Origin of the sequence: Nostoc sp. C057 (genome assembly GCF_013393925.1) — a bacterium.
Lineage (GTDB): Bacteria > Cyanobacteriota > Cyanobacteriia > Cyanobacteriales > Nostocaceae > Nostoc > Nostoc muscorum_A.
This window is the reverse complement of the sequence record NZ_CP040281.1, coordinates 740,591-767,494: the sequence shown is the minus strand read 5'-3', so window position 1 is coordinate 767,494 and position 26,904 is coordinate 740,591. Positions and strand designations below refer to the sequence as shown.

Genomic DNA, 26,904 nt, shown 5'->3' with positions numbered 1-26,904 from the left:
TGTGAATAGCCGATGAGTTCTCCCCAACCCCCTCACAAGCCACAAACGTTAATTGGTCAACTGACTCAAGCAGTCCATACTATCCAAGCTAGGGTTGATTTTTCCAAACTGGCGCTCAAGCCTAATGCCAAAGTACCGGAACTCTGGGTACAGGATGCGGGGGCGGATAAAGCAGAGGTATATCCACTGTTGGGCGATCGCTATATTCTCGGTCGTAGTTCCAAATCCAGCGATATCGTCGTCCGTAACCCCGTTGTCAGCCAAATTCACCTATCGCTATCGCGGAATTCTACTCAACGCACACCAGTTTTCGTCATCAAAGACGAAAACTCCACCAATGGCATTTATCGTGGCAAGCGTCGTGTTAATTCTCTAGAACTACGTCACGGCGATATTCTGACTCTGGGCCCCCCAGAACTCGCCGCTTCTGTGCGATTGCAATACGTCGATCCACCAGCCTGGTATGTCAAAGCTGCTAGTTGGACAGCTTATGGTGTTGGTGGTGTCAGCGCCTTGTTCGCTTTAGTAATTGGCGTAGAATGGCTGAAATTTTCAGTTAAACCCCTACCTACAGCTACACGCGCTCCAGTAGTTGTTTACGCTCGTGATGGAGCCACCCCTCTGAGAGAGCCTCGAACTATCTCTCACGTAGATATGAAGCGTTTAGAGGAATTTGGCCCTTATTTGCCATCTGCCGTAGTAGCTTCAGAAGATAGTCGTTATTACTGGCACTTTGGGGTTGACCCTCTGGGGATTTTACGAGCTGTGTTGATCAATAGCCGTAGCGGAGATGTGCAGCAAGGAGCCAGCACTGTTACGCAGCAAGTTGCCCGCAGTTTGTTCCGGGAGTATGTAGGTAGACAGGATACCCTTGGACGCAAATTACGGGAAGCAGTTGTCGCCCTGAAGTTAGAAACCTTTTACAGCAAAGATGATATTTTGCTGATGTACTTAAATCGGGTTTTTTTGGGGGGAGATACCTCTGGCTTTGAGGATGCAGCCCGATATTACTTTGAGAAGCCTGCTAAAGAATTAACTTTGGCAGAAGCAGCAACATTGGTAGGAATTTTACCTGCTCCCAACGCATTTGATTTTTGTGGGGATGGGCCAAATAAGCTAGAAGCAGCTGAATACCGGAATCGTGTGATTAAGCGGTTGCTGGAAATGGGCAAAATTAAGCTTGAAGATGCGAACCGAGCTAGACGTTCCACTGTTCAAGTTAGTCCTAAAGTTTGTGAACAGCAGGCTAAGACGATCGCTCCTTATTTTTACAGTTACGTCTTCTCTGAACTTGAATCAATCTTGGGCGAGGGAGCCGCAAACGAAGGGAATTATATCATTGAAACCCAACTTGATCCCGCGATCCAGAGCCAAGCTGAATCAGCGTTGCGGAATTCAGTCAACAATAGTGGTGGAAATTTTAATTTTTCTCAAGGGGCTGTGGTAACTCTTGACTCCAGTACAGGTGGCATCCTGGCAATGGTAGGCGGAACTGATTACAAAAAAAGTCAGTTCAATCGTGCTGTTCAAGCCAAAAGACAACCAGGTTCCACCTTTAAAATCTTTGCTTACACCGCCGCTATTCAACAGGGAATTTCACCATCTAAAAGTTATTCCTGCGCTCCTTTAACTTGGCAAGGCTTCACTTACAAACCCTGTCGTTCCGGTGCTGGCAGTTTAGATATTGCCACCGGGCTGGCTCTTTCAGAAAATCCCATTGCCTTGGGAGTTGCTAGAGAAATCGGGCTGAATAAAGTAGTGGCGATGGCTCAGAATTTGGGAATTAAGTCAAACCTCGATCCGGTTCCTGGCTTAGTACTGGGTCAAAGTGTGGTCAATGTTTTGGAAATGACTGGTGCTTTTGGCTCTATTGGCAATCGTGGAGTGTGGAATCCTCCCCATGCGATTAACCGAATTTTAGACAGTGGTGATTGCAGCGATCGCAATGATATCAAAACCTGCCGTGTAATTTACTCCTTCGACCAAGATCCAGATGCTAACAAACGAGTTTTGCCAAGTGGTGTAGCCGACGAGATGACTAGTTTAATGCGTGGTGTCATCACCAGAGGGACTGGTCGCAGTGCTGCCATTGGACTCGGAGAAGCTGGTAAAACAGGCACGACTGATAAAAACGTTGACTTATGGTTCATAGGTTTTATCCCAAGTCGGCGACTTGTAACTGGTGTTTGGCTGGGAAACGACAACAATTCCCCCACATCTGGTAGCAGCGCTCAAGCCGCTCAGTTGTGGGGAAATTATATGCGGAGAATTACGCGGTAAATTCGTAATTTGTAATTTCATAGTTAAAAATTACGGATTACGAATTACGAATCACGAATCACGAATTATTATTGATATCCCCTCCAAGGTGTAACTTCCAGGTTGCCGCTAGGCTTGAATATCACTTGGAAGTGAGCGAGAGGTTCTTTATCGTTGGGGGCTGCTACATTAGAGCCGTAGATAGCATTGAACATCTTGGGAAGGGGTGTTTCCCGAAAATAGTCAAAGGCAACTTGGTTTAGTGGTTCGTAGTCAGCAATTACACCATCTTTGTTGACTGCTACCCGATATTTCAAATCTCGCGTAAAGGTGGGTTTGCCACTCCAAGTTTGCCGAACTGTACTATAAAGCTTTTGATTTAAATTTTTGACTATATTAGAGTCAGTAATTTTTGTGCCCACTACCTCTGGCGTTCTAGCATATCCCCGCCAAGGGCTAACTTGCAGGACACCTTGTGTAGTAAATACTACACGAAATTGGGCGATTGGTTCATTGGAAATGGTCGGACGGGTAGCTGGATTGTAAAGTACGTTAGGCAGAGGAGTTTTACCTACTTCTAGATTCGCTTCTTTATTCACCGCTTTATAACCAACGATCGCACCATCCGCAGCTACACCCAGACGGTAAATCAAATCTTGTTGCAATCCTGAGCGATTAGCCCAAGCTGGATGAACTTGATTGTAAACTTGACGATTCAATGCACGTAACTGAGATGGATCGGTAATTTCTGGAACTGTATTTAAAAGTGCTTCTAAATCTTTAACTGCCGGCTTTCCATTAGCTGTAGGCGTTAGTGTGGGCCTTGCCGTAGCAATGGGTGTTGCAGCAGCTGATGCTGGAGGAGTGATATTGTTTATTGTAGAGCTACTTTGCTCATCTGTTATTGGCTGTGGTGGACGTAGTTGGGGAGGTGGAATCAAGTTAAAGGCGATCGCAGCTACTGCTAAACTTGACACACCCACAGCAGCAGGTACAGCCTGTCTAACCAAAGCTTGACTAGCACCGCCATAGCGTCTGGTAACTGGTTGTAGTTCTAGAGAAAGTTCGGGTAAAGTTTGGGTATCAGCAAAAAACTGATCCACTGCTTCCACTAAATCAAACAACTGCACCGTATTCAAATCTATTTCAATTGGCGGACGTTTGGAATTGTTGGAGTGATCGAATCCCTCTGGAGTTCCTTCGGAATGGATGATTAATCTGTGTCGGTTGCTATCAACTTTCCGAAACTCTACTAACTCCGATTCCTGATTGTGTGCTTGGGGATTAGGTACGCTACTTAAAAATTCTTGGGCATACCCACTAACAGCCCTCACCAAACTTTCAAAAAATTCCCGCCCTCCCGTTAGGGGCTGATTATAACCAGATAAATAGCATTCTGCATTTACCAATATTGATAATTCCGGGCGCATTTCCTGGAAGTGTGCAGCCCTAGTGACATCACTTAACCCTTCTAAAAGCAGTGTACAATTAGGAAGGCTGTACTTACGTTGAATATTCATTCCACTTCACCGTCAAAAAGACTAATCCAGAATCGCTGCATTCCAGCTGTACCAGTACAAAATAGTAATTGTCCTAACAAATTTATAGCTAGCTCATCTAATTTTTCATCAGAAGTTAATGCTAGTACACCAGAACGTCGGGCATTCATCCGGCTTTTAAAATGCGCTCTAAACCGCTCTAGGTAATTAGATAGACGCAAATTCTGTTCTAATGGAATCTGCTTTTCTTCCATTTGTTGACATATCATTAATAACTGGCGAATGACAACAGTTAAACGCCGCGCTATGTAGCAAGCAATGACTACCAGAGCTTTTGCTTCCATGATAGTTAAGGGACGGCGAATATGCGCTCTCCGTAGCGGGTTAGAGCTACGCATCCGCCATAAATTCACCCTGTCTTTAACAATTCCTTTAAGATCCAACTCTTGAGCAAAACTCAAGATTGCTTCCGAACCACCAAGCTCTAAAGCTTCAATTGCCAATAAAATCAGGTCAATTTGCAACCGCGTTCTCCGAGGACAAGTCTTGGAAGCGATCGCAGGATCTGGCAAAGTGTCCAGAATCGTCGGCAATGAATCTTGAGTTGGACTGTTGAACGGCGTTAAACTTGCTGAGACATTCATTCTATAAATACCTTGTGCGGTTCCAACAGACTAGATAAAACAAATTTAAGATCGGTAGCCAAGACTTAAGCATTAGACTTGTAGCAGTAGCATGACTACCTGATATATACATTACTTAACTCTTTCTACTCAAAGTTTTCCCTATATTGAAATCAAAGTTTTAAAACATAAGTTAATTCACCTCATTTCTGAATGTAATACCTTTTCTAGCTTGGTTTAGATTCTAATTATCGTCAACAAAGGACGAAGCTGAAGCTTCGACCCCCAGCGTATGACATTATAGTGTACGATTTTTCAGGTATCTGAAAATTGGGGATTGGGGATTGGGGATTGGGAATTGGGAATTGGTCAATAATCAATACTTTTTTCCCATACTTACCTTGCTCCTCTTCTTCCCCATTCCCCATCCCCCATCCCCCATTCCCATTTTATGGATTTGAAGTCTCTCGTTCGTGACATTCCAGATTTTCCCAAACCCGGAATTTTATTTCGGGATATTACTACATTACTGCGCGATCCAGAGGGATTACGCTATACTATTGACTTTTTAACACAAAAATGCAACGAAGCTGAAATAAAACCAGATTATGTAATTGGTATAGAGTCAAGAGGATTTATTTTTGGCTCACCTCTGGCTTATCAATTAGGGGCTGGTTTTATTCCCATCCGCAAAAGAGGTAAGTTACCAGCAGCAGTTCACTCAATTGAATATGACCTAGAGTATGGTACTGACTGTCTGGAACTGCATCAAGACGCTTTACATGAAAGCAGTCGAGTTTTGATTGTGGACGATTTGATTGCCACGGGTGGAACTGCGAGTGCAACAGCAAAGTTAGTGCAGAAGATTGGCTGCGAATTAGTAGGATTTGGGTTTATTATCGAGCTACGGGATTTAGAAGGGCGTAAATATCTGCCAGACGTGCCGATTATCTCTCTAATTGAATATTAGTTATTTGTCATTAGTCATTGGTCATTAGCAAAGGACAAATAACAAATAACAAAGGACAAAGGACAAATGACATCTACGAGAATTTCCTTGGAGACAGGTCGGGATTGGCTAATCAGGCTAGTCACGAGCGAAACTTTTATTTATGTGGCAAAGCGGGTATTGCAGGCACTACTGACTCTGTTTTTGGCATCAGCATTATCGTTTTTCATTATTCAACTCGCTCCAGGGGATTATGTAGATACGCTGCGGCAAAACCCGAAGATATCTCCAGAAAGAATTGAGGAAATAAAGCGGCAGTTTGGTCTTGATAAGTCTTGGCCAGAGCAATTTTGGCTATGGTTATGGCGAATCTTGACAAAAGGAGATTTTGGCACGAGTTTTATTTATCAACGTTCAGTGGCATCGCTGTTGTGGGAAAGAGTACCAGCTACTTTGCTATTAGCGATCGCATCTTTAATTGTCACATGGGCGATCGCCATCCCTCTAGGGATTTTTGCTGCTGTTAACCAAAATAAGCTATCAGATAGGCTTTTACAGGTTATTAGCTATGCCGGACAAGGCTTTCCCAGTTTCATAACTGCCTTAGCGCTGCTGGTTTTAGCCCAAATCACCTCGCCGTTATTCCCAGTGGGTAGCATGACTAGCATCAATCACTCAGAACTAACATGGTTTGGCAAAATCTTAGATGTCGGCTGGCACATGATTTTACCTACGATTGCCCTCTCAATTACTAGTTTTGCTGGTTTACAACGCATCACTCGCGGCGAATTATTGGATGTGCTGCGTCAAGATTATATCCAAACGGCTCGTGCCAAAGGTCTGCCAGAAAACCGCGTCATCTACGTTCATGCACTTCGTAACGCCGTAAATCCCTTGATTACCTTATTGGGTTTTGAATTAGCTGGTTTATTAAACGGTGCTTTCATTGCCGAATTTTTCTTCAACTGGCCCGGTTTAGGAAGGTTGACTCTACAGGCTTTACAAGCTCAAGATTTATATTTGTTAATGGCAAGCTTGGTAATGGGCGCAGTGTTGCTGATTGCTGGTAATTTAATTGCCGATTTGATGTTAAAAGCCGCCGATCCACGTATTCGGCTAGAAAATCTCAATTAGTCATTGGTCATTGGTCATTTGTCATTGGTCATTGGTTTAATACCACTCTCCCCATCCCCATCTCCATGCTGTCCGAAGTCTATTACTTGGTGCGCTCAAAAACTGACGGTAATTATTTGATAGCTCGTCCTGACACCGAAACATCAGGTTATTTATTACTGTTTCAGGAAAACTTTGATGCCCTTAGCTATCTCAACACCCACGCAGCAGAAGTTGCAAACCGCTTTACTGTGGAATCTATTCCACGTACACAGTTGGGAAACCTGCTCAAACGTTGGGGTTTTAGCGGTGTGGGTATTGTGACTGACCCGTTATTACCAAAGGTTGAGTTTTTGCAGCACAGTTAAATTTATGGATTAGCGTAAATGCTCCTTCGGCTTGTCGTCAGACATCGCTTGCTAATTTGTTTAAGAGTATATTTGAAAAGTCCTCTTGTCTATGGCAAGTATCCGTAATTACACAACTGATTAAACCATAAAATTTGTGTTGACGTTGTATACACAATATTCTATATTAGATATTAAGCATTGCTGAATAAAGCTTGAAACTTAATTCAGCAATGCTAAATGAGACACACACATGGAAGATACCCAATGCTTGCCCGTTCTAAAATGGATAACCTTGGTCGTAACCAAGTAATTAATATTAGAGTTCAAGAACAACAACGGGATTTAATTGATAATGCTGCATCGATTCTTGGCAAGAACCGTTCTGACTTTATGTTAGAAGTTGCCTGTCGAGAAGCAGAAAAAGTCATCTGTAACAAGACTTTCTTTGCGTTAGACGAGGAAAGATATCAAAAATTCCTTGCTATTTTGGACTCACCACCTAAAACAAATGAAGAAATTCGTAAATTATTAACAGCTAAATCTCCTTGGGATTAATGATGAAACAAACAAAAATTATTAATCCTCCTCAGCCACTTACTCTTAAGCATGATGTATTAGAATTTGAATCTAAATCAGAAGCTTTGAATAATTGGCTGAAGGAGAAAGCTTTGAAAAATGAGGGAGATACGGCTAGAACTTTTGTAGTAACTATTGAAAATAAAGTAATAGGCTATTACTGTTTAGCAACTGCTTCTGTAATTCATTTAATAGCTGTTAGCAAAGCTAAACGGAACGCACCAGACCCTATACCGTGTATGCTTATCGGAAGACTTGCTGTAGACATTAAATGGGAAGGACGGGGTATAGGGTCTGGTTTATTAAAAGATGCTATTATTCGTACTTTAACAGTATCCCAAATGGCGGGTATTAGATGTGTTTTGGTTCATGCTAAGGATGAAGAAGCCAAAAGATTTTATTTAAAATACGGGTTTCAACCCTCGCCAATAGAACCATTAACGCTAATGATGACTTTAAAAGATATTCGAGCAAACCTTATAGATTAATTAATCCTCCAAATTCTGCACAAGTGAATTAAGAGGATTTTAAATTTAAACACAAGATACACCTCAACCCCTACTAGGCATCCGCCAAATTAGTGTTCATCACTATTTATTAAAAATTGCGAATACTAAAAAATTACGGCAATTCTGCAAAGTTGTATTTTGTTAGGGGATTTCCCTATTTTAGCTTGAGTGGAAATGGGGCATTAGTTGGGAGTTGGGAGTTGAGAGTTAAGAGTTGTTACTCACCCCTTCCTCCTTCTACTCCCTAATGTCCCTAATACTACTAGCCCCTAAACCACTACCTTTTCTAAACTCAACTTAGAACGCTTCACTGGCTCAGGAATCGCCACGGGATAATCTCCAGTAAAGCAGGCAGAGCAGAAACTATTGGTGTCTTCTCGTGTCGCTTCTAGCATTCCTTCCCAACTGAGATAGGCGAGGCTGTCTACTTCTAGTTGCTTGGCAATTTCCGCTACTGACTTGGTAGCAGCAATCAGCTGATCCTGAGAATCGGTATCAATGCCATAGAAGCAGGGGTGAGTTACTGGTGGGGAAGAGATCCGCATGTGTACTTCCACTGCACCCGCTTCACGCAAGGTTTTGACTAGTTTCCGGCTGGTAGTACCACGAACAATGGAGTCATCAACAATAATTACTCGTTTACCCGCCAACACATCTTTGAGTGGGTTGAGTTTCATGCGGATACCTGACTCGCGCATGGTTTGTGTTGGCTGAATAAAGGTTCGTCCAACATAGCGGTTTTTAATCAGTCCTTCAGCGTAAGCTACACCAGAAGCTTGAGAAAATCCGATCGCAGCAGGAATACCAGAATCAGGAACACCAAAGACTATATCGGCATCGACACAAGATTCTTTAGCTAGTTGATGTCCTAACCGCATCCGATAGCTGTACAAACTCTCGTTGTGCATAATGCTATCAGGGCGGGCAAAGTAAATCATCTCGAAGATACACAATTTCCTTTGGGGCTGTTGACTCCAATGATAGGAAGCTAAACCTTCTTCAGTAATCCAAACTAATTCACCTGGTTCTACATCTCGCAGGTATTCGGCTCCAATGATGTCTAAACCACAAGTCTCGGATGCCAAAACATAACGAACTGGATTACCTGCTAAAGTCCCAATTACTAGAGGACGAATACCGTTGGTGTCACGGACACCCATAACACCGTTAGGAGTGCCAATAACTAAACTAAAGGCTCCTTGGCAACGATGGAATGCCTGAATTGAACCTTCTAGCCAATCCGCACCAGCATTGATTGCTTCTGCGATCGCAAAAGCAATCATTTCTGAGTCTGTTGTGGTGACTAAGTTGTATTTTTTCTCAAGCAACTCTTGACGTAGTTGCACTGTATTGACTAAATTACCATTGTGTGCAAGAGCTAGTGAACCTAAGCGAGTTTCCAGGACTGCGGGTTGGGCATTAACTTTGCGGCTAGAACCTGTGGTGGAATAACGAGTGTGACCAACAGCAAGGCTACCAGGCAATTGATCCAAGATGGTTTCATTAAAAACTTGAGACACCAAGCCCATATCTTTGTGGAGATGGACTTTTGTACCTTCAAAGGTAGCAATCCCAGCTGATTCTTGACCCCGATGCTGGAGGGCATACAATCCAAAGTAGGTCAGTTTAGCAACGTTTTCTCCTGGTGCGTAGATGCCAAAAACACCACAAGCTTCTTCTGGCTTGTCAGGCTGATTTTCATGACTATTGATTGGGTTGTTGGTAGGGTCGGGGTATTCATCCGAAGTGACAGAATGAATAGATATCATGCTAGCTTTGCTCCTGGTGGGGGGGGTCAAGTCACTGGGATTATGTCTATAGATAGTTGTTGATTTCTTAATAAATCTTTAACCATCTATTAAAACAGTACCGTAATTATGCCCAGAGACGCTAATAGTTCTGAGTGATTAGTGCTGATTTCTGAGTGAAGTCTAAATACTCAGGACTCAGAAATAGTGGTTTGGTTGGCGATACGCCTAGCGATCGCATGGAAATAGCGATCGTTCATCTCTTCGATCGTAACTTTGATTAAGGTTTGGTTATCAGTGGTGAAAACCCCCAAACCGATGTGAGAATTATCGACTATACCGAGTTTTTGCCATTCTTGACCCAGATGTTCCTGTAAGTATGATTCCCAAATTTCTTGTTGTTCTGATGCTATAGAGACTAAAATTCTGGCACCACCTTCGGCAAACAGTACCTCATCCAGGCGGTTTAACTGCGTTGTTGCTATTTCTAAATTGATTTCGGCACCAAGGTTTCCAGCAATACAACATTCGGCTAGTGCGATCGCCACTCCCCCCTCAGCAGAATCATGGGCTGAACGTATCCAACCATTACGAATTCCTTCCCGACAAACTTTTTGGACGCGGCGTTCCAAGTCAAAATCTACCCGTGGCGGTTTTCCGGCAACAGTATTGTGGATAGTAGCTAAATACTCAGATGCTCCCAAACTGATTTTGGATGCTAGAGGCAATCCGAGAAGATAAATCACATCGCCGGATGCTTGCCAACCTTGTCCACAAATTTTGGTGATATCGGGAATCAAGCCCACCATCCCCACTACAGGAGTGGGATAAATGGGTTGGGGAATGCCTTGAGAATCAAGGGTTTCATTGTATAAAGAGACATTTCCACCTGTGACTGGTGTCGCCAATTCTCGGCAACCTTCCGCCAAACCGCGACAAGCTTCTGCTAATTGCCAATAACCAATTGGTTTTTCTGGAGAGCCAAAATTTAGGTTATCCGTCACCGCCAGAGGTTCTGCACCCACACAGCTAAGATTGCGTGCAGCTTCTGCCACCACTGCCTTAGCTCCCTCGTAGGGGTCAAGATAAACATAACGAGGATTGCAATCGACTGTTGCTGCCACCCCTAATTTTAGATTTGGGATTTTAGATTTGAGATTGGGAATTTCTTCAAGAGGGCGCAACCGGATAACAGCCGCATCAGCGCCACCTGGTAGTATGACTGTATTATTCTGTACTTGATGGTCATATTGACGATATACCCAGTTCTTAGATGCGATCGTGGGTGTATCGAGCAAAGTTAACAGAATATCATTCCAATTTTGCACACCTCCTTTGAATTCTATGCCAGAGGTTGTGCAAGCAGGTAAAGAATCAGGAGTCCATTCCCAAGCTTGACGAGCATATTCTGGCGGTTCTGCCAGCAATTCACGGTTATATAGTGGGGTATTTTCCGCCAAAGCCTCGGCGGGAATTTCTGCTGCTACTCCACCCTGAAAAAGAATCCGCACAATGGGTTCAGCGATGACAGTACCAGCGACAACGGCTTGAAGCCCCCAACGGTGGAAAATGTCGATTAATTCTTGCTCACGCCCTTTATGGGCAACAAACAGCATTCTTTCTTGAGATTCCGAAAGCAAATATTCATAAGGAACCATCCCCGTTTCTCTTGCGGGAATTTTGTCTAAATCTAGTTCAATTCCTACTCCACCTTTTGCCGCCATCTCTGAAGTAGAACAGGTGATTCCGGCTGCTCCCATATCTTGGGCGGCGACAACTGCACCCGTTTTAAACGCCTCTAGACAAGCTTCAATTAACGACTTTTCCAAAAATGGATCGCCTACTTGCACAGCAGGGCGATCGTCTATTGACTGATCGCTCAATTCTGCACTAGCAAAACTTGCGCCTCCCATACCATCGCGCCCAGTGGTAGAACCAACATACAGCACGGGGTTTCCTAAGCCAGATGCCCCAGATTTAACGATTTCCTGGGTTTCCATTAATCCTAGTGCCATAACATTCACTAGGGGATTACCAGAATAAGCTGGGTCAAAGTAAACTTCGCCGCCAACGGTGGGTACCCCCACACAATTACCATAGTGTGAAATCCCAGCCACTACACCTTGAAACAACCTTTGAGTTTTGGCATCTTCTAGAGAACCGAAACGCAGGGAATTTAATAGAGCAATGGGACGCGCACCCATTGTAAAAATATCTCTAAGAATACCGCCTACTCCCGTTGCTGCACCTTGAAATGGTTCTACAGCTGATGGGTGGTTGTGAGATTCAATTTTAAAAGCTAGTTGGAGTCCGTCACCCAAATCTACAACACCAGCATTTTCACCAGGCCCTACGAGGATGCGGGACCCTTCAGTAGGAAATTGTTTGAGTAGAGGCCGAGAATTTTTGTAACAGCAATGCTCTGACCACATTACCCCGAACATTCCCAGTTCAGCTTTGTTGGGATGACGGCCTAACCGACGGACAATTTCTGCGTATTCTTCTGGTTTAAGACCTTCAGCAGCGATTTCTTGAGGGGAAAAAAAAGCAGGAGATGTGGCGGTCATGGAAATTATGCACCAATTGTACAGAGCATTATTCTACCGATTTACTTGCCCTGTAGGTGGATTTATTAGCATAGTTCATAACTATATAACGCTAAAAATTAAAAAAAATAAATAAATTTACTTAAAGATACATATTTTTGTACACCTAAAGAGAGATTGTATTCAACGCTGAATTACTGGTAAATATACTGATAAAAGTGAAGTAATAAAATTTTATTCCCTTGTAATATGCATAGGTCATTTCCAGATTATAGAAATGGCTATCAGCCTGTCAGATGCTCTACTAGTTGAATGCAGAAAAAATTCATAGGATGCGATGCGATCGCAAGTTTTAATGCCCTGCAATCTAAATTATCTCGTTGGCATTTCATTCGCTTGAAGTGACTCATATAACAGCAAACTCAATCACTGAGTGGCTTTTGAAGAAAGGATTCTGGAAATTTATTTTTTTGAGAAACTACTCATTCCAATTAGTAAATTGACCGCACTAAATCTAATAGCGAGGATTTTGATCATGCCTAAACTTACCGTTCCACCCAATTTCATCGGCACCCCCGGTTCTGACACTCTGATTGGAGAACAATTAAATGCATCTCCAGCAATAGGTATTGATATTTTAACTGGAGGTTTCATTTGTACGCGCTCAGGGAATGACACCGTTCAGGGCACGGGTACTGGTAGCATCGGCGGCATCGGCGGCTCCATTGAGGGTGGGAATGCCAATATCACTTTCAACAGCAATGGAAACTCCATTAGCTTGTCTACGACAGGCTTTGAGAAATTTGTCTTTGCAGATAGCTCTTTCTGCTACAGCAGTTTGGCAAACGGGGCATAGGTTTGTGAATTCCTGCGTCTCGTGTTTTACGTTGTAAGTGTCTAATCGGTGTTATTTGCTCTTAACCTGACAAATTATCTACTAGCGTATATATTCTTAGTTCCAAATTTGCATAGATTTACTAAGACTCAGAGATTATTCGGGTGTATGCAGTTTAGCTGTAACAATCAAGTGACGAGAATCACACATATCTATGATTATGATCGTCTCTCTGCGATCGCTAACTAGGCATAATTAATGACAACTGAACTCTAGCCGAGTCATTAATAGGGAACACACTTAATTGCCGACAGCCTTAACTAAGGACTGTCGGTTTTTTATGTCTGTATATCCTTCATCCTTTGAGAAATGCCCCATAACTATCTACTTAAATAAATTTCCCCACAACTGGTTGGTAACTTGACAGATATTTTGCCACAGCCACTACCAATTGTGGGGAGGGTATGATCAAATTCGGTATCTTATCCCTATCGAGTGCTAGTATCTTGCACTCACTCTACTAGACCGTAAGTATACTCCTAGAACCAACACACACTTTGTATTAAGACATCGCTTGAATGATGTAATCAAAGTAGGGTGCTGCTTCAGCAGCATCTTCCGCACTCAATAAGCCAAGAGAGGCTGTTTTGAGGGAATTGATCGCTTCTACCATTCCAGGCACGGGAACGCCCAATGAATTGTACATTTCCCGCACACCAATCAAACCGATTTTTTCAATCGGCTCTTTGTCGCCAGCAAGCACACCATAAGTAATTAGACGTAAGTACCAGCCAAAGTCACGGATACATAGAGAGCGTTGGCGTTCTCCGTAAGCATTACCTCCGGGGGAGATAAAGTCAGGACGCTTCTGCCAAAGTTGTTTGGTTGCTTCCTGAACTATCTTTTTTTCGTTTTCGGCTAAGGTTGCCGCAATCCGTGTCCGTTGTACCCCGGTTTGCAAAAAGTCTTTGATATTTTTAAGTTCGCCACTGCTGGGATAACGCAGTTCGTCGTCGGCTTTGAGAATAACTTGGCTAATTACAGTCATGATGATTGAAATCACCTGAAATATTATCTGTTAGTTTAGCGAGTCGGAGGTACACAAGTGAAGAGATAGGAGCTACTTATGTATTGAATTGAAACTTTTGGGGAATGGGGAAGAGGGGATGAGGGAGCAGGCGAGGCAGAGGGAGCAGGCGAGGCAGGGGAAGAATTCGTAACTCCTAACTCTTCACGGGCTAAACCTTAGCTATCCGCTAACAGCACGGGCTAAACGCCCCGCTATCGCTAACGGAACTGTTTTGCCCAATGCCTCATGCCCAATAACAAATGACTAATGACAAATGACAAATGACAAATGACTAAAATAATTTGGCAACAGGGTGAATTAATTGAAGTGACGATCGCTAACCTGAGTGATACAGGTGATGGGGTGGGACGCGCTGATGAGCGTGTAGTGTTTGTCCCAGATACTGTACCGGGCGATCGCGCCATTATCCGCTTGGTTCATGTGAAACCAAAATACGCCCACGGGAAGCTCCAGGAGCTATTAGAGCCATCCTCCCACCGTATCCGACCCAATTGTATTGTGGCGGACAAATGCGGTGGTTGCCAGTGGCAGCATGTTAATTATGACTACCAGCTAGTAGCCAAGCAAAATCAAGTTATCCAAGCAATAGAGCGCATTGGCGGTTTTGTCCAACCACCAGTAGATCCGGTACTTGCTGCCCCTTCTGCTTTAGGCTACCGTAATAAATCTACATATCCTTTGGGCATATCGACAACAGGACAGGTACAAGCTGGTTACTACCAAAAAGGTAGTCACCAATTAATTAATTTAAATCAATGTCCAGTTCAAGATGTGCGATTAAATCCCTTACTTGCCGAAGTTAAGCAAGATATTCAACGACAAGGTTGGCAAATTTATGACGAACAGCACCATCGGGGAAAAATTCGCCATCTGGGTTTACGCATTGGCCGACACACTGGAGAAATGTTGTTGACTTTGGTCGTAAAAGACTGGAATTTATCAGGAATTGAAACCCAAGCACAGGAATGGTTAAAGCGTTATCCGCAGTTAGTGGGAGTGTCGCTCAATCGCAATGGCGATCGCACAAATGCTATATTCGGATCAGAAACTCGTTGCATCGCTGGAGTCCCCCACCTGCGTGAAAACTTTGCTGGACTGGAATTTCAAGTACGCCCAGATACATTTTTCCAAGTGTATACAGAAACAGCAGAGGCACTATTGCAGATAATTCAATCAGAACTCAATCTTCAAGGGCATGAGTTGCTAGTTGATGCCTACTGTGGTATTGGGACTTTAACTTTACCCCTCGCCAAAAAAGTTCGTATTGCTACAGGATTAGAAGTGCAACCAGCAGCAGTAGAACAAGCTATTTTGAATGCCCACCGTAACGGAATTGATAATGTGACATTCCAAGTCGGGGCAGTAGAGAAATTGCTTCCCAAAATGGGCATAATACCAGAAGTAGTAATACTCGATCCGCCACGTAAGGGGTGCGATCGCGCAGTCATCGACACTTTACGGCAACTGAAACCATCTCGGATAGTTTACGTCAGTTGTAAAGTAGCTACCCTCGCCCGTGACCTGAAATTGCTTTGTGAAGATGGACAATACACCATCACACGGGTACAACCTGCTGATTTTTTTCCTCAAACTGCTCATGTTGAAGCTGCCGCATTTCTTGTGCTATCACATTTGCACAAGGATAGTAATTCCTTTACAAAAACTGAAATTTGAAAATTTTAGTCTAGTGCATACCAAAGATGCTAAAATTGAATTAAGCTGAAAATAAAAATTCCTTTTCGTTTAAATAAATTCAAGTTGCATAGGTTCTTATAAATATGAATTGGATTGTGTAAATGAGAAATCGGCAATTAACTAGAGTATCCCAATACTCGGTCAAATTACTAGCATCTTTTTAAGTTGCTAACATCATTATCAAAACTATTGCAGCCGTTATATATCCAAACAATCTCAACTCATACTATAGGGCTAATGCTCCCTAGCATTTTCAAAATTTAGTTTTAAAGACGCAAGTTTGAAGGCAGCATGACCACCTCAAGTTTTATCAGGGTGCCTGTAATAGCAAACTGATGTCTAGCTAACTGAAAGCTATGGGGTTTCTCTTGTGATTACAATTTCACTCCGTCCAGTTGCACGTTATTGGGGCACTATTAGTTTTGCCTCAACCCTCTACCTTTGTCCAATCTTAGATTTACTGTTGGCAGAAATTCCAGCAAAATTACAAGCAGAACTGCGGCTAGGACTTCAAGAAGCTCTAGTAAATGCAGCTAAACATGGCAATAATCTTGACCCAAGTAAAACAGTTGTAGTCCGTTTTTCTTTAATTGATAATCAATATTGGTGGATAATATCAGACCAGGGTAGTGGCTTTACTCCTTCATCTACTATTGAAGAAGAGCCAACAGACTATTTACCACCAGATGAATCAGAAAGTGGTCGTGGTTTATGTCTTCTCCATCAAATTTTTGATCAGGTAGAGTGGAACCGCAAAGGCACAGAATTAAGGCTTTGTAAACAAATGGAAACTCGCCGTGGACTATCTCTGCGACGATAAAAAGGGAGTTGGGAAAGTTATTAATTGATTGTTTTTTACTAACTATTCCCTATTCTTTACTTCCTATGAGGGAGTGGGAAATTGTGAGTAGGAAATGGGGAAAGTTATTATTTGATTGATTATTATTCCCCATTCACCATTATCTACTTGCCGTGAGTTGGACAGGGAGGCGCGGAAATGGAGCGATCTAACCAACCAATTGCCTGTTCTAATCTAGCTTGAGCTTCTTGTGGCTGATTCTTTAAAAGATACACAATTGCTGCTGCCACTTGTTCATTAGCGCGGGAATTGCGGTTAGACTTGAGGCGATGCCAATCGTTAGGGGAAATGCTCAGTCTTTCCATGAGGGCTTGAGCAAGTTCTAGAGTACTAAGTTCATTCAGTTGACTGGTTTTCGGCAGCTGGGTAGATTGGGACATAACTATTGGCACATTTGCATTTACTTCTACTTTACTACTTGTAAATGAAGCCGCCAAAACAATCACAGCCGTCAGCAGAAAATCCCGAACCAGATTTTGAACAAGAACTAAAGGAAGTAGAGCGATCGCTCGTATCCTTAAAAGAGCGTTACGATCAAGTGCAACGCGATCGCCAACAACAGGCACAATGGCAACAGCGCCGCGATCAACTAAAGCACAATAAATCTCAGACACCAGAAATCAAAGCAGAGTTACGGCACATTCAACAGCAGTTGGAAAGGCTAGAACTAAACTTAGAAAGCCAGTTATTTTCTTGGCGTAGCCTCAAAAAACCTTTCTGGCAAGTAGTCCGCTTTGGTGGAATGGGCGTTATCATAGGCTGGATATTAAAGTCTTATGCTGGGTAAATATGGTAAATCGACGGATTGCAGAAATATTGCGAAGTGGCCAACCTGATGAGTCCCTCCAAGTTCAAGGCTGGGTGCGGACGAAGCGCGAGTCCAAAGGGTTTGCTTTTATTGAAGTCAATGACGGCTCATCACTAGCTAATTTGCAAGTCGTCATCAATCAGGATTTGCCAGACTATGAAGCTATATTGAAAAAACTGAATACAGGTGCTGCTGTTGAGGCTACAGGGGTACTGGTGGCTTCTCTGGGTAAAGGACAACGAATTGAGTTGAAAGCCGAGACAGTGAAAGTTTACGGCGAAGCTGATCCCGATACATATCCCCTGCAAAAGAAACGCCATTCCTTTGAGTTTCTGCGAACCATTGGACATTTGCGATCGCGGACTAATTCTTTTGGTGCAGTTTTCCGCGTCAGAAATGCTTGTTCGGCAGCAATTCACCATTTTTTCCAAGAAAGAGGGTTTTTATGGGTACACACCCCTATCATCACTGCTAGCGACTGTGAAGGCGCAGGTGAACTGTTTAGCGTTACCAGTTTAGATTTAAAGAATATCCCCCGCACAGAAAACCAAGCAGTAGATTACAGCCAAGACTTTTTTGCGAAACCCACATATTTAACAGTGAGCGGACAGTTGGAAGCGGAAGTGATGGCAATGGCGTTTAGTAACGTCTACACCTTTGGCCCTACCTTCCGTGCCGAAAATTCCAACACTTCCCGCCACCTAGCAGAATTTTGGATGGTTGAGCCGGAAATGGCTTTTTGTGACTTAGAAGGCGATATGGATTTAGCTGAGGCATTTCTCAAACACATTTTTAAATATGTGTTGGAAACTTGCCCAGAAGATATGGAATTTTTCAATGAACGCATTGATAAATCTGTGTTGGCAACAGCCAAAAATATTATTAATAATCAGTTTGAGCGCTTAACTTATACAGAAGCCATCAAAGTTTTAGAAAAAGCTGATGTTAAATTTGAATATCCTGTGAGTTGGGGTTTAGATTTACAATCAGAACACGAACGCTACCTAGCTGAACAACAGTTTAAAAAGCCAGTAATTGTCACAGATTACCCAGCGCAAATCAAAGCATTTTATATGCGCTTGAACGACGATGAAAAAACCGTCCGCGCAATGGATATTCTCGCACCCAAAATTGGCGAGATTGTAGGTGGTTCCCAGCGTGAAGAACGCCTAGAAGTTTTAGAACGCCGCGTGTTAGCGCAAGGATTAAAGCCAGAAGACTTGTGGTGGTATCTTGATTTACGTCGTTATGGTACTGTTCCCCACGCTGGCTTCGGACTGGGTTTTGAACGACTCGTGCAATTTATGACGGGTATGGGAAATATCCGCGATGTGATTCCTTTTCCGCGTACACCACAAAGTGCTGAATTTTAGTTAAATTTGTAAACCTGGCCATTTATAATCCAATACAGTTCAGATAAGACCAAAACACTTGTAGAGACGGCGATTTATCGCGTCTCAAAACCCACAATTTTGTACAAGTAGCACTTTGAACCGTATTGATTTATAATCGCCAGGTTTTTAAACTTTGGGGATCAATAAAAATCCAGTTAAAAACATTTATCATCAGCCTAAAAGACCAAACGATTGGTAAATTCAGGCAAAATGCCAGAATCTCAGGAAGAGTAGTTTTGGATGAAAAAGCCTCTTCCGTAAAATATGAAGTTGTAGTGGAGAAAATTAAGCGATCGCTCCTAGTTTGGAGAGTTCCTCCATCTACAACTGGCAAAGCTATCTTAACCTTGCGGATTCACATTTAACTTGTAGAGACCAGCAATTTCGCCTCTCTATCAATTGTTAGACGTGTTAGGCGTTTTAACCTGACGTGCCATGTCTAGGTAAACACTCATATTCGCACCTGGACGGCGACGACCATTAGAGCTAGTAGTCGAAGGAGCAAGATATTTTGGTGCAAAGGTGGTTTCAGTAGGTGTTTTTGGGCTAGCAGTGGTGGCTGCTTTAGCGGGTTCAGCTTTGACAGCTTTACCATTCTGAGATGCTTCTACTTTGGTCTTTGTCGCAGTTGTGGTTGCTTTAGCAGTCTGAGGTTCAGGGCTTTTTGCAGCCGGAGAAGCTGCTGGTGCCGTAGCCTTTTTACCGTTTGATGCTGCTGGTTTCGATTGACTGGTTGCTTCGTCCAGTTCTAAGAAGTAACCATTGCTTTGTTTTTTACCAGGTAACAACCCAGTCACGAAACCAAGAATCCCAGTTACGAAACCGAGAATCCCTGAAATTAACTTTTTGATAAAATCCATTACAATTACTCCTGCCTTGTATATTTGGAACTCGACCGTAATTGTTAAAAATTACGAAGAAATGTAACATTTTCTGCATTGGTGTCAACTCATTCTGGTGACAACCATTATAGATTTGTGCTTAATCAACATTGTAGTAAAACTATAGGGCAAATGTTCTTTATGCAAGCACTTGCGACCTTCATACACCGAGAACTAATTATTAAATTTTACTGTAACTAAGAGCAAGATTCTGAAAGCAAGCTTTATAAAAATTAACACTTCTTCGTTTGACAAATTATTGATTGGAAAAAAGCAAGCGGTTTACTTTTAACCAGTGGGAGGAGTGTCATAGATTGTTCGCAGATAGCAACAGCACTCAGTTACATTTTGTACAGACTTCATTTAGCCAGATGTGAGAGATGAATACTGAAAATCAGCAGCGCAATCCTGTGCTATTGGTACACGGCATTGACGATAGGGAGGCGGTTTTTCATAAAATGGCAGGTTACTTAGGATTACAGGGGTGGTCTGTATATTCTCTGGATCTGGTTCCTAATAATGGTGATGTGGGCCTTGATAAATTAGCAAAGCAGGTAGCCGAGTATGTTACAGCCACCTTTGCACCAGAACAAGAGCTAGATTTAATAGGCTTTAGTATGGGAGGGATTGTCAGCCGTTACTATATCCAGCGACTGGGAGGAATTAACCGTATTCAGAGATTTATTACGATCTCTTCACCCCATAATGGAACTGTGGTTGCTTATGGTTCCCAGCGTCCTGGTTGCGTGCAAATGCGCCCCGACAGCATTTTTCTCAAGGATTTAAATTCTGATGCTGTAATATTGGAGCAATTAGATTTTACTTCGATCTGGACACCTTATGATTTGATGATTGTCCCAGCGAATAGTTCACAAATGCCCGTAGGAAGTGAAGTAATAGTACCAGTTGCCCTACACCCTTGGATGTTAACAGACCCAAGGAGTTTAGCAGCAGTAAAAGCAGCTTTAACAAAGCCTATTAAGCTGCCCTTCCTGAAAAAAGCATCCAGTTAGTAGCCAAGATACTTACCACCCTGAATCTATTCTATTCATCTTTAAATTACGAATTACGAATTACGAATTACTTAAGTTCTATCCCCAATTTGCGTATGTTCGTAACTCCCAAAAATAGCCTCTGGGTGACGATAATACTTGAATTCCATAAGGTTATAAAAAGGGTCTTCTAAAAAGAAAGTGCGATGTTCAAGAGGAGAACCGACAAAGCGATTTTTGGTTTCTTCACGAAAAAGTAGCTGTTGTTGTTGTGCCCTTTCTAGTAAGTCTTGCCAGTCACGTTCTTGGGTAAAAATTAGTCCGAAGTGTCTGGGATATATACTGTGTTGTGGTATCAAGGGTTCTTTGGTTATGTGAGCCACTAGTTGATGACCATAGAGATTTAGAATCAGCGCGTGATGGTTTTCACGACCAGGAATACAGCCCAATCCATCCACGTAATACGCTTTTGTTTGGGCAATGTCAGTCACAGGGAAAGCAAGATGGAATAAAGTTTGGCTCATAGCTTTTGGGAAAGATATTAGTAGTTGATGCTATCTACAATTTATTCTGTTAAGTTTTGATTGTCGTCAACTTGAACACAGTTTTAGCTGACAATAATTTATATCCTTAATCCTTATAACTAAAACTAGGGACTGAGTACAACTTGAGTCACCGCACCTTGGACTAAGGACTTCGCCCTACATTTACATAATTTACACTTAATTCTTTAGGTGACTCTTTTCTCTTGTGCAGGTATATTAATTTATGTTTGCCTGGGCAAAACACTCAGTAGCTTAGGTTTAAGAGCTAACAAATTTATGATAGATGGTGTGTTGAGAACTTTACGCACCATAATAAAGTGCTTTGGATCAGTTATTAGAAGAATCCACGCAACTAAACAAAATTTTTGCATTTTGTTTAATCCACCTCCTTTAATAAATATTGCAGTCTATATGTAAAACGTTGTTTGTGGTTTTACACTCAGCTTTGAGGGTGATGGGATGCAATTTAGTTAACAATACAAACATATTACTTTAACTGGAGAGGTTTCAGGAACTAAGCACTAAGCATGATAAATTCGTTATTCTGTTCATGTTAAGACAAAATTACTCATGATTAATTGCTGATGTCATCCTTAATTGATTCTGTTAATCCCTGGTTGGTGGCAGTAGTATTAAACACAATTCTATTGGGTTTAGCTTGGATTGCCCCGAAAAAGCTACTTACGCCTGCTGGATCATTTCATGCGTGGTTTCTGGCCATCCTAATTTGGGTAACTCTAGGCTGGCAAGGATATACAGTAGTAATGTTCTATTTTCTGGTTGGTTCTGGTGTTACCCGCATCGGTATGGCGCAGAAAGAGGCTGAAGGAATTGCCGAAAAGCGTTCTGGGGCAAGGGGCCCGGAGAATGTCTGGGGTTCAGCTTTGACTGGGGCGCTGTGTGCCTTGGGAGTAGGGATAATAAATTCGGGATTTCTTGTACCTAGTTCTCTATCTTTAGTTCCCAATCTCCAGTCTCTATTATTACTAGGCTATGTAGCAAGTTTCAGTACCAAACTGGCTGACACTACTGCAAGTGAAGTTGGTAAAGCGTATGGTAAAAGCACTTTTCTAATTACCACACTCAAACCGGTGCCTCGCGGTACAGAAGGAGCGGTCAGCTTGGAGGGGACTTTAGCTGGTATTGTGGCTTCTGTAGCGATCGCATTTGTTGGTTGGGGAGTTGGTTTAATCGATCTATTAGGAGTCGCTTGGTGTGTACTGGCAGCATTTATTGCCACCAACTTAGAAAGTGTGATTGGGGCAACACTGCAATCTAAGTATACCTGGCTGACCAATGAGGTAGTAAATATTTTTAATACATTAATCGGTGCGATCGCGGCTGTGCTACTTTCCTGGACATGGGTAAATATCATTAAGTAGATTGAGCATTGGGAATTGGGCATTGGGCATTGGGCATTAGGCAAAACAGTTCCTCTTTTTTGTTAGCGGTAGCGGGGCAGTAGTAGAAAAGATGCAATCTGCTTTACTACTGCACTACCGATGATATTTTCAATCCTGTTTTGTCCCCGCTAGACTGTAAACATAATCATGGAAAATTATTGTATTGAGTAGCTATATAATTTTTTGACCGTTTAGATGTAATTAGTTCATGGAATCTTTATCATTGTTATTCATCAACGACCAGATGATCTCTATATGATTTAATTTAAAAGTCCTATAAGTGTTTAACCATTTTCACATAATTAATTCATGGAATCTTTATCATTTTTGACAATTAATGACCAAATAATTTCTATTGAGGAAGCTGTAAAGTACCTGCAAGCCTCTGGAAAATTGGGGCAGTTCATTGGGGATATTCTCCGCCAGCACGTAATTGAGCAAGAAATCCGAACACGAGACGATATTGAAATTGGTACAGCAATAACCGAACAATCCATTATTGACTTTAGACTAAAAAATCAACTGACTGACCCCCAAAGTTTTCAAGAATGGTTAAAGAGCAATAACACAGATTACGCCGCATTTCATACATCAGTTACTTTTGGTTACAAGTTAGAAAAGCTGAAAGCTGTAGTCACGGAAGCAAAAATCCAAGAATATTTTATTGAGCGCAAAATCTTTTTGGATCGGGTGGTACTTTCTCGGATAGTTGTTAATAATCGAGAATTGGCAGACGAACTACAAACCCAAATTGAAGAAGGAGGTAGTTTTGAGCAACTAGCTAAAGAGTATTCACTTTCAGATGACCGAATTGTGAACGGCATGATGGGAATAGTCAGCCGAGGAAGTATGCCGGATATATTACGGGCAGCTATTGATGTGGCAAGTCCTGGACAATTAATCGGCCCAATAGAAATCGTTGGCAAAGACTCTCCCCAAGGAGAAGGACCTTATGGTTTGTTTCGAGTAGAACAATTTCTGCCAGCGTCTTTAGAAGATACTCAACTCAAGCAAGCACTACAAAATGAGTTATTTGAGAAATGGCTAGCAGAGAAAATTCAAAAACTGACAGTCAAGCTACAAGTGAGTTAACAATTCTGGATAATGAATCTTTACGATTAAAAGTGCTAGCTTCTTTGCCTTGGAATCAGCCGCCGCTATGCTGGCTGACTCCCGAACAACAATCCCAATTGGAAAATGAGTGTCAAACTCGTCAGTATCGTTTGGGAGAAAAAATTTGGTCTAACGATGTCGGTCGTTACCAATTCTTAATTGTGGCTGGAAAAGTTCGCTTACGAGAAGAGGGAGTTGGCAAACCTTTGGCAGCCCTAGAAGTGGGGGATTGGTTTGGTGATTTACAAAAGTTGTCTGCGGATTTTAAAGCTGTAGCTGCTAGCAAAGAAGTAGTAGTAGTGTGTTGGGATACAGCCCTGTGGACAGAATTTTCTAACCCACAAATTCAGGAATTTTGGCAAGTCTTACCAGTGGATATGGAGGGAGAAAGAGAGACATTTTCCTTCTCTTCCAATCCTTCAGTAACAGTTTCAGATGGGACTTCCAGCCCTCATAGCCTCCAGCCCCAAAAACGACTCCCAGCCGCGAATTTAATCATCTCAAATTATCCGTTTGTTGCTAGCTGGAACACTGCGGCTGCTTGTTTAACAATGGTGGCGCAACAGCTAGAAAACTCTGTGCAACTGGAATGGGTGCAACGTCAACTCAGAGGGCAACGCCCAAAACAGGTTGTGGAAGCAGGAGAAAAGTTAGGGTTAGTGTTGCGGCGGTTACAAGTGAGTTGGGGTGAGTTGCGACAACTGTCATTTCCAGCTTTGCTGTTGTGGAATTCTGACTCACCCCAGAGTCCATCCTGGGTGGTAGCTTATGGAGTTAAGGGCGATCGCTTAATTATTGCTAACCCTCTAAATCCCGATCGCATTTGTGAAAGCTTACCGCAATCCATAGTTGAGGCATCGTGGGATGGACGATTGTGGCAAGTAGAACTCATATCTAAACAAGAAACATTTAACCTCAGTTGGTTCACCCCAGCAGTTTGGAAGTATAAGGGATTACTAACAGAAGTATTATTAGCATCTTTTACCTTGCAGCTTTTGGGGCTAACAACACCACTAATTACGCAAGTCGTCATTGATAAAGTGATGGTGCAGGGGAGTTTGCCGACTCTTGATGTCATGGCGATCGCACTTCTTTGTGTAGCCATATTTGAGTCCGTACTTGGCATTCTGCGCCTATTCATCTTTACCCATACAGCCCGTCGTCTGGATTTAAGTTTATCAGCACAGCTATTTCGCCATCTGATGCGTTTGCCTTTGGCTTATTTTGAGTCGCGGCGCGTCGGAGATACAGTAGCACGAGTCCAGGAACTCGAACAAATTCGTCAGTTTCTCACGGGTACAGCATTAACTGTAATTCTGGATAGCATCTTTGCTGTGGTGTACCTAGCATTGATGTTTTACTATAATGTCCCACTCACCTTTGTGGCTTTAGCAGTACTACCACTGTTTGCGACTTTGACGATAGTTGCAACACCAATTCTGCGTAACTGGCTCAACGAAACTTTTAACCGGAGTGCCGATAGTCAATCCTTTCTAGTAGAGACAATCACGGGGATTCATTCCGTTAAAGCCCATGCAGCAGAACCAGTAGCCCGCGATCGCTGGGAGGGCTTATTTGCTCGCTTCATCCGCACAGGTTTTAAAGCCTCTACCACCTCCAATATCAGCAGCAACATTGGTGACTTCCTGACTAATTTTTCCACCATGCTGATTCTCTGGTTTGGAGCCAAATTAGTCATCGAACAAAAGCTCACAATTGGACAACTAGTTGCCTTTCAAATGCTATCTGGCAGAGTCACGGGCCCACTTTTGCGCTTAGTACAGTTATGGCAGACCCTCCAACAAGTGCTACTTTCTGTAGATCGCATTGGTGATATTCTCAACGTCTCCCCAGAAGCTGAACTAGGAACTGGTCTAGTTTTACCACCACTGAAAGGACAAGTCACCTTCGAGCAAGTATTTTTCCGCTATCGGCCGAACTTTGAAGCAATTCTGCGGGGAATCTCTTTCAATGCTGAACCAGGGCAATTTGTTGGCATTGTCGGACGCAGTGGTTCTGGGAAAAGTACCCTGTCTAAGCTATTGCAACGCCTCTATCAAATTGAATCAGGACGCATCCTAATTGATGGTTTTGATATTAAAAGTGCCGATTTAGCGTCACTGCGGCAACAAGTTAGTGTAGTTCTCCAAGAAGACTTTTTATTCAACGGTTCCATTTTGGAAAATATCACTCTCGGTACTCCCGACATTACTGCGGAACAAGTGGTAGAGGCGGCAAGACTAGCAGTAGCACACGACTTCATCAGTCAATTACCCTATGGTTACGAAACCAATGTGGGTGAACGCGGTACCGCTTTATCTGGCGGACAAAGACAACGTATTGCCCTCGCAAGATTATTTCTTTCCCAAGCGCCGATTTTAGTTTTGGATGAAGCTACCAGTGCTTTGGATAGTGAAACTGAACAACAGGTACTACAAAACCTGCAAAAAGTTTCCGCTAACCGTACTGTGTTTCTGATTGCTCACCGCTTTGCCCCTCTCAAACGCGCCGATTTGATTTTGGTATTAGAGCAAGGCGTAATTGCCGAACGTGGTACTCACTCAGAGTTATTGCAACAAAAGGGTTTGTATTGGTCACTATATCAACGGCAGCAAGCAAACATTTAGTAGCTTTAATAAGCTGAACCCTGAAAAGCAGCTTAAATATAGTCTTTGGCGAATGGAGTATAACTTCATTCGCCTTTTGAATTGCTTAAGTATGCAGAAAACTGTAATCTTACTTGCTAATTACGTGATTTCATAGTTAAGTGTATTTGTAGCACCTGTCTTACAAAGAAATATTTTCTGGCTAAATCCCTTATATATCAAGGATTTAGGACATTGGCCGACTTCTCCAATCGGGCTGGAACAACTCCACTCACATACGTTACAGCTCCTGGAGGATACTTTGAAGGTGATGGGGATCTAGGAATTGGTATTTATTCAACACTTCCGGGTAACAAGTATGGTTTTGAAAGGGGAACGTCTATGGCGGCTCCTCACGTTGCCGGGGTAATAGCTTTGATGCTCAGTGCTAAGAAAGGTCTAACTGATGCCCAAGTGCGTCAGATTGTCACAACGACAGCAGCAAATAGCTTGGCATAGAATCATCCCTTAA

At 42.7% G+C, this 26,904-nt stretch carries 24 protein-coding genes and 1 pseudogene; 17 read left to right on the top strand and 8 right to left on the bottom strand.

Annotated features, from left to right (window positions below):
* The first annotated feature begins 12 nt into the window (after nucleotides 1-12).
* On the top strand, nucleotides 13-2,280 hold the full coding sequence (locus FD724_RS03205) for a transglycosylase domain-containing protein (RefSeq protein WP_179071560.1): 2,268 nt from the start codon (nucleotides 13-15) through the stop codon (nucleotides 2,278-2,280).
* Between the two features lie 68 nt (nucleotides 2,281-2,348).
* On the opposite strand, the gene FD724_RS03200 is transcribed toward FD724_RS03205, so the two are convergent.
* Both FD724_RS03200 and FD724_RS03195 read right to left on the bottom strand, forming a co-directional pair.
* On the bottom strand, nucleotides 2,349-3,779 hold the full coding sequence (locus FD724_RS03200; RefSeq protein WP_179071559.1) for a DUF4335 domain-containing protein: 1,431 nt from the start codon (nucleotides 3,777-3,779) through the stop codon (nucleotides 2,349-2,351).
* The gene (locus FD724_RS03195; protein WP_114084563.1) at nucleotides 3,776-4,402 is read right to left on the bottom strand and encodes a DUF3038 domain-containing protein; all 627 of its coding nucleotides are present in this window, start codon (nucleotides 4,400-4,402) and stop codon (nucleotides 3,776-3,778) included. Before FD724_RS03195 ends, FD724_RS03200 begins: the two co-directional genes overlap by 4 nt.
* Before the next feature lie 430 nt (nucleotides 4,403-4,832).
* On the opposite strand from FD724_RS03195, the gene FD724_RS03190 reads away from it, so the two are divergent.
* The 5 genes from FD724_RS03190 to FD724_RS03170 all read left to right on the top strand — a co-directional run bounded on the left by FD724_RS03190 (nucleotide 4,833) and on the right by FD724_RS03170 (nucleotide 7,857).
* Nucleotides 4,833-5,351, top strand: coding sequence for an adenine phosphoribosyltransferase (locus tag FD724_RS03190; protein ID WP_179071558.1), 519 nt, complete (start codon nucleotides 4,833-4,835; stop codon nucleotides 5,349-5,351).
* A gap of 66 nt (nucleotides 5,352-5,417) precedes the next feature.
* A complete protein-coding gene (locus FD724_RS03185) occupies nucleotides 5,418-6,464 on the top strand; it encodes an ABC transporter permease (RefSeq protein ID WP_012407642.1) in 1,047 nt (348 codons plus the stop codon).
* 65 nt (nucleotides 6,465-6,529) lie between these two features.
* Nucleotides 6,530-6,811 (top strand): hypothetical protein, encoded by a 282-nt coding sequence (locus FD724_RS03180; RefSeq protein ID WP_012407641.1) that lies wholly within the window; start codon nucleotides 6,530-6,532, stop codon nucleotides 6,809-6,811.
* 219 nt (nucleotides 6,812-7,030) lie between these two features.
* On the top strand, nucleotides 7,031-7,348 hold the full coding sequence (locus tag FD724_RS03175) for a DUF1778 domain-containing protein (protein ID WP_256874435.1): 318 nt from the start codon (nucleotides 7,031-7,033) through the stop codon (nucleotides 7,346-7,348).
* Nucleotides 7,348-7,857, top strand: a complete 510-nt coding sequence (locus tag FD724_RS03170) for a GNAT family N-acetyltransferase (RefSeq protein ID WP_199346327.1) — start codon at nucleotides 7,348-7,350, stop codon at nucleotides 7,855-7,857. Before FD724_RS03175 ends, FD724_RS03170 begins: the two co-directional genes overlap by 1 nt.
* A gap of 290 nt (nucleotides 7,858-8,147) precedes the next feature.
* Here FD724_RS03170 and purF read toward each other — a convergent pair whose 3' ends face one another.
* Both purF and purL read right to left on the bottom strand, forming a co-directional pair.
* Nucleotides 8,148-9,647 (bottom strand): amidophosphoribosyltransferase, encoded by a 1,500-nt coding sequence (gene purF, locus FD724_RS03165; protein ID WP_179071557.1) that lies wholly within the window; start codon nucleotides 9,645-9,647, stop codon nucleotides 8,148-8,150.
* Between the two features lie 170 nt (nucleotides 9,648-9,817).
* Nucleotides 9,818-12,193 carry a phosphoribosylformylglycinamidine synthase subunit PurL gene (purL, locus tag FD724_RS03160; protein WP_179071556.1) on the bottom strand — a complete coding sequence of 792 codons (2,376 nt, stop codon included), beginning with the start codon at nucleotides 12,191-12,193 and terminating at the stop codon, nucleotides 9,818-9,820.
* Between the two features lie 514 nt (nucleotides 12,194-12,707).
* Here purL and FD724_RS03155 point away from each other — a divergent pair.
* Nucleotides 12,708-13,028 carry a hypothetical protein gene (locus FD724_RS03155; protein WP_179071555.1) on the top strand — a complete coding sequence of 107 codons (321 nt, stop codon included), beginning with the start codon at nucleotides 12,708-12,710 and terminating at the stop codon, nucleotides 13,026-13,028.
* Between the two features lie 541 nt (nucleotides 13,029-13,569).
* Here the strand turns inward: FD724_RS03155 and FD724_RS03150 are convergent.
* Nucleotides 13,570-14,055 carry an allophycocyanin subunit alpha-B gene (locus tag FD724_RS03150; RefSeq protein WP_012407637.1) on the bottom strand — a complete coding sequence of 162 codons (486 nt, stop codon included), beginning with the start codon at nucleotides 14,053-14,055 and terminating at the stop codon, nucleotides 13,570-13,572.
* Nucleotides 14,056-14,364: 309 nt separating this feature from the next.
* Between FD724_RS03150 and rlmD the strand changes: the two genes are divergently transcribed.
* Together rlmD and FD724_RS03140 are read left to right on the top strand one after the other, a co-directional pair.
* Nucleotides 14,365-15,771 carry a 23S rRNA (uracil(1939)-C(5))-methyltransferase RlmD gene (gene rlmD, locus FD724_RS03145; protein WP_179071554.1) on the top strand — a complete coding sequence of 469 codons (1,407 nt, stop codon included), beginning with the start codon at nucleotides 14,365-14,367 and terminating at the stop codon, nucleotides 15,769-15,771.
* Between the two features lie 391 nt (nucleotides 15,772-16,162).
* Nucleotides 16,163-16,612, top strand: coding sequence for an anti-sigma regulatory factor (locus FD724_RS03140; protein WP_012407635.1), 450 nt, complete (start codon nucleotides 16,163-16,165; stop codon nucleotides 16,610-16,612).
* Between the two features lie 143 nt (nucleotides 16,613-16,755).
* On the opposite strand, the gene FD724_RS03135 is transcribed toward FD724_RS03140, so the two are convergent.
* On the bottom strand, nucleotides 16,756-17,031 hold the full coding sequence (locus FD724_RS03135) for a DUF6439 family protein (protein ID WP_041565907.1): 276 nt from the start codon (nucleotides 17,029-17,031) through the stop codon (nucleotides 16,756-16,758).
* Nucleotides 17,032-17,075: 44 nt separating this feature from the next.
* Here FD724_RS03135 and FD724_RS03130 point away from each other — a divergent pair, with 44 nt between their 5' ends.
* The 3 genes from FD724_RS03130 to FD724_RS03120 all read left to right on the top strand — a co-directional run bounded on the left by FD724_RS03130 (nucleotide 17,076) and on the right by FD724_RS03120 (nucleotide 19,218).
* Nucleotides 17,076-17,438, top strand: coding sequence for a hypothetical protein (locus tag FD724_RS03130; protein WP_179071553.1), 363 nt, complete (start codon nucleotides 17,076-17,078; stop codon nucleotides 17,436-17,438).
* Between the two features lie 2 nt (nucleotides 17,439-17,440).
* A complete protein-coding gene (gene asnS, locus FD724_RS03125; RefSeq protein WP_179071552.1) occupies nucleotides 17,441-18,832 on the top strand; it encodes an asparagine--tRNA ligase in 1,392 nt (463 codons plus the stop codon).
* A 257-nt stretch (nucleotides 18,833-19,089) separates the two neighbouring features.
* Complete coding sequence (locus FD724_RS03120) at nucleotides 19,090-19,218, top strand: hypothetical protein (RefSeq protein ID WP_179071551.1); 129 nt, start codon at nucleotides 19,090-19,092, stop codon at nucleotides 19,216-19,218.
* Nucleotides 19,219-19,248: 30 nt separating this feature from the next.
* On the opposite strand, the gene FD724_RS03115 is transcribed toward FD724_RS03120, so the two are convergent.
* Nucleotides 19,249-19,713, bottom strand: a complete 465-nt coding sequence (locus tag FD724_RS03115) for a hypothetical protein (protein ID WP_179071550.1) — start codon at nucleotides 19,711-19,713, stop codon at nucleotides 19,249-19,251.
* Nucleotides 19,714-20,114: 401 nt separating this feature from the next.
* On the opposite strand from FD724_RS03115, the gene FD724_RS03110 reads away from it, so the two are divergent.
* Nucleotides 20,115-20,747 (top strand): triacylglycerol lipase, encoded by a 633-nt coding sequence (locus FD724_RS03110; protein WP_179071549.1) that lies wholly within the window; start codon nucleotides 20,115-20,117, stop codon nucleotides 20,745-20,747.
* A 71-nt stretch (nucleotides 20,748-20,818) separates the two neighbouring features.
* On the opposite strand, the gene FD724_RS03105 is transcribed toward FD724_RS03110, so the two are convergent.
* Entirely contained in the window at nucleotides 20,819-21,250 is a 432-nt protein-coding gene (locus FD724_RS03105; protein WP_179071548.1) for a VOC family protein, read from the bottom strand.
* Nucleotides 21,251-21,855: 605 nt separating this feature from the next.
* On the opposite strand from FD724_RS03105, the gene FD724_RS03100 reads away from it, so the two are divergent.
* The 4 genes and pseudogenes from FD724_RS03100 to FD724_RS03085 form a co-directional block, all read left to right on the top strand.
* Nucleotides 21,856-22,653, top strand: coding sequence for a TIGR00297 family protein (locus FD724_RS03100; RefSeq protein ID WP_179071547.1), 798 nt, complete (start codon nucleotides 21,856-21,858; stop codon nucleotides 22,651-22,653).
* A 330-nt stretch (nucleotides 22,654-22,983) separates the two neighbouring features.
* On the top strand, nucleotides 22,984-23,766 hold the full coding sequence (locus FD724_RS03095; protein WP_179071546.1) for a peptidylprolyl isomerase: 783 nt from the start codon (nucleotides 22,984-22,986) through the stop codon (nucleotides 23,764-23,766).
* Complete coding sequence (locus FD724_RS03090; RefSeq protein ID WP_179071545.1) at nucleotides 23,715-26,414, top strand: type I secretion system permease/ATPase; 2,700 nt, start codon at nucleotides 23,715-23,717, stop codon at nucleotides 26,412-26,414. Before FD724_RS03095 ends, FD724_RS03090 begins: the two co-directional genes overlap by 52 nt.
* Nucleotides 26,415-26,621: 207 nt before the next feature.
* Nucleotides 26,622-26,891: pseudogene (locus tag FD724_RS03085) on the top strand (S8 family serine peptidase); the annotation flags it as partial.
* Nucleotides 26,892-26,904 lie beyond the last annotated feature (13 nt).

Excerpts from the sequence above, each read along its gene's own strand:
- FD724_RS03205 (WP_179071560.1), top strand. The coding sequence starts at position 13 with ATGAGTTCTCCCCAACCCCCTCACAAGCCACAAACGTTAATTGGTCAA.
- FD724_RS03200 (WP_179071559.1), bottom strand. The coding sequence starts at position 3,779 with ATGAATATTCAACGTAAGTACAGCCTTCCTAATTGTACACTGCTTTTA.
- FD724_RS03195 (WP_114084563.1), bottom strand. The coding sequence starts at position 4,402 with ATGAATGTCTCAGCAAGTTTAACGCCGTTCAACAGTCCAACTCAAGAT.
- FD724_RS03190 (WP_179071558.1), top strand. The coding sequence starts at position 4,833 with ATGGATTTGAAGTCTCTCGTTCGTGACATTCCAGATTTTCCCAAACCC.
- FD724_RS03185 (WP_012407642.1), top strand. The coding sequence starts at position 5,418 with ATGACATCTACGAGAATTTCCTTGGAGACAGGTCGGGATTGGCTAATC.
- FD724_RS03180 (WP_012407641.1), top strand. The coding sequence starts at position 6,530 with ATGCTGTCCGAAGTCTATTACTTGGTGCGCTCAAAAACTGACGGTAAT.
- FD724_RS03175 (WP_256874435.1), top strand. The coding sequence starts at position 7,031 with ATGAGACACACACATGGAAGATACCCAATGCTTGCCCGTTCTAAAATG.
- FD724_RS03170 (WP_199346327.1), top strand. The coding sequence starts at position 7,348 with ATGATGAAACAAACAAAAATTATTAATCCTCCTCAGCCACTTACTCTT.
- purF (WP_179071557.1), bottom strand. The coding sequence starts at position 9,647 with ATGATATCTATTCATTCTGTCACTTCGGATGAATACCCCGACCCTACC.
- purL (WP_179071556.1), bottom strand. The coding sequence starts at position 12,193 with ATGACCGCCACATCTCCTGCTTTTTTTTCCCCTCAAGAAATCGCTGCT.
- FD724_RS03155 (WP_179071555.1), top strand. The coding sequence starts at position 12,708 with ATGCCTAAACTTACCGTTCCACCCAATTTCATCGGCACCCCCGGTTCT.
- FD724_RS03150 (WP_012407637.1), bottom strand. The coding sequence starts at position 14,055 with ATGACTGTAATTAGCCAAGTTATTCTCAAAGCCGACGACGAACTGCGT.
- rlmD (WP_179071554.1), top strand. The coding sequence starts at position 14,365 with ATGACTAAAATAATTTGGCAACAGGGTGAATTAATTGAAGTGACGATC.
- FD724_RS03135 (WP_041565907.1), bottom strand. The coding sequence starts at position 17,031 with ATGTCCCAATCTACCCAGCTGCCGAAAACCAGTCAACTGAATGAACTT.
- FD724_RS03130 (WP_179071553.1), top strand. The coding sequence starts at position 17,076 with ATGAAGCCGCCAAAACAATCACAGCCGTCAGCAGAAAATCCCGAACCA.
- asnS (WP_179071552.1), top strand. The coding sequence starts at position 17,441 with ATGGTAAATCGACGGATTGCAGAAATATTGCGAAGTGGCCAACCTGAT.
- FD724_RS03115 (WP_179071550.1), bottom strand. The coding sequence starts at position 19,713 with ATGGATTTTATCAAAAAGTTAATTTCAGGGATTCTCGGTTTCGTAACT.
- FD724_RS03110 (WP_179071549.1), top strand. The coding sequence starts at position 20,115 with ATGAATACTGAAAATCAGCAGCGCAATCCTGTGCTATTGGTACACGGC.
- FD724_RS03105 (WP_179071548.1), bottom strand. The coding sequence starts at position 21,250 with ATGAGCCAAACTTTATTCCATCTTGCTTTCCCTGTGACTGACATTGCC.
- FD724_RS03100 (WP_179071547.1), top strand. The coding sequence starts at position 21,856 with ATGTCATCCTTAATTGATTCTGTTAATCCCTGGTTGGTGGCAGTAGTA.
- FD724_RS03095 (WP_179071546.1), top strand. The coding sequence starts at position 22,984 with ATGGAATCTTTATCATTTTTGACAATTAATGACCAAATAATTTCTATT.
- FD724_RS03090 (WP_179071545.1), top strand. The coding sequence starts at position 23,715 with ATGGCTAGCAGAGAAAATTCAAAAACTGACAGTCAAGCTACAAGTGAG.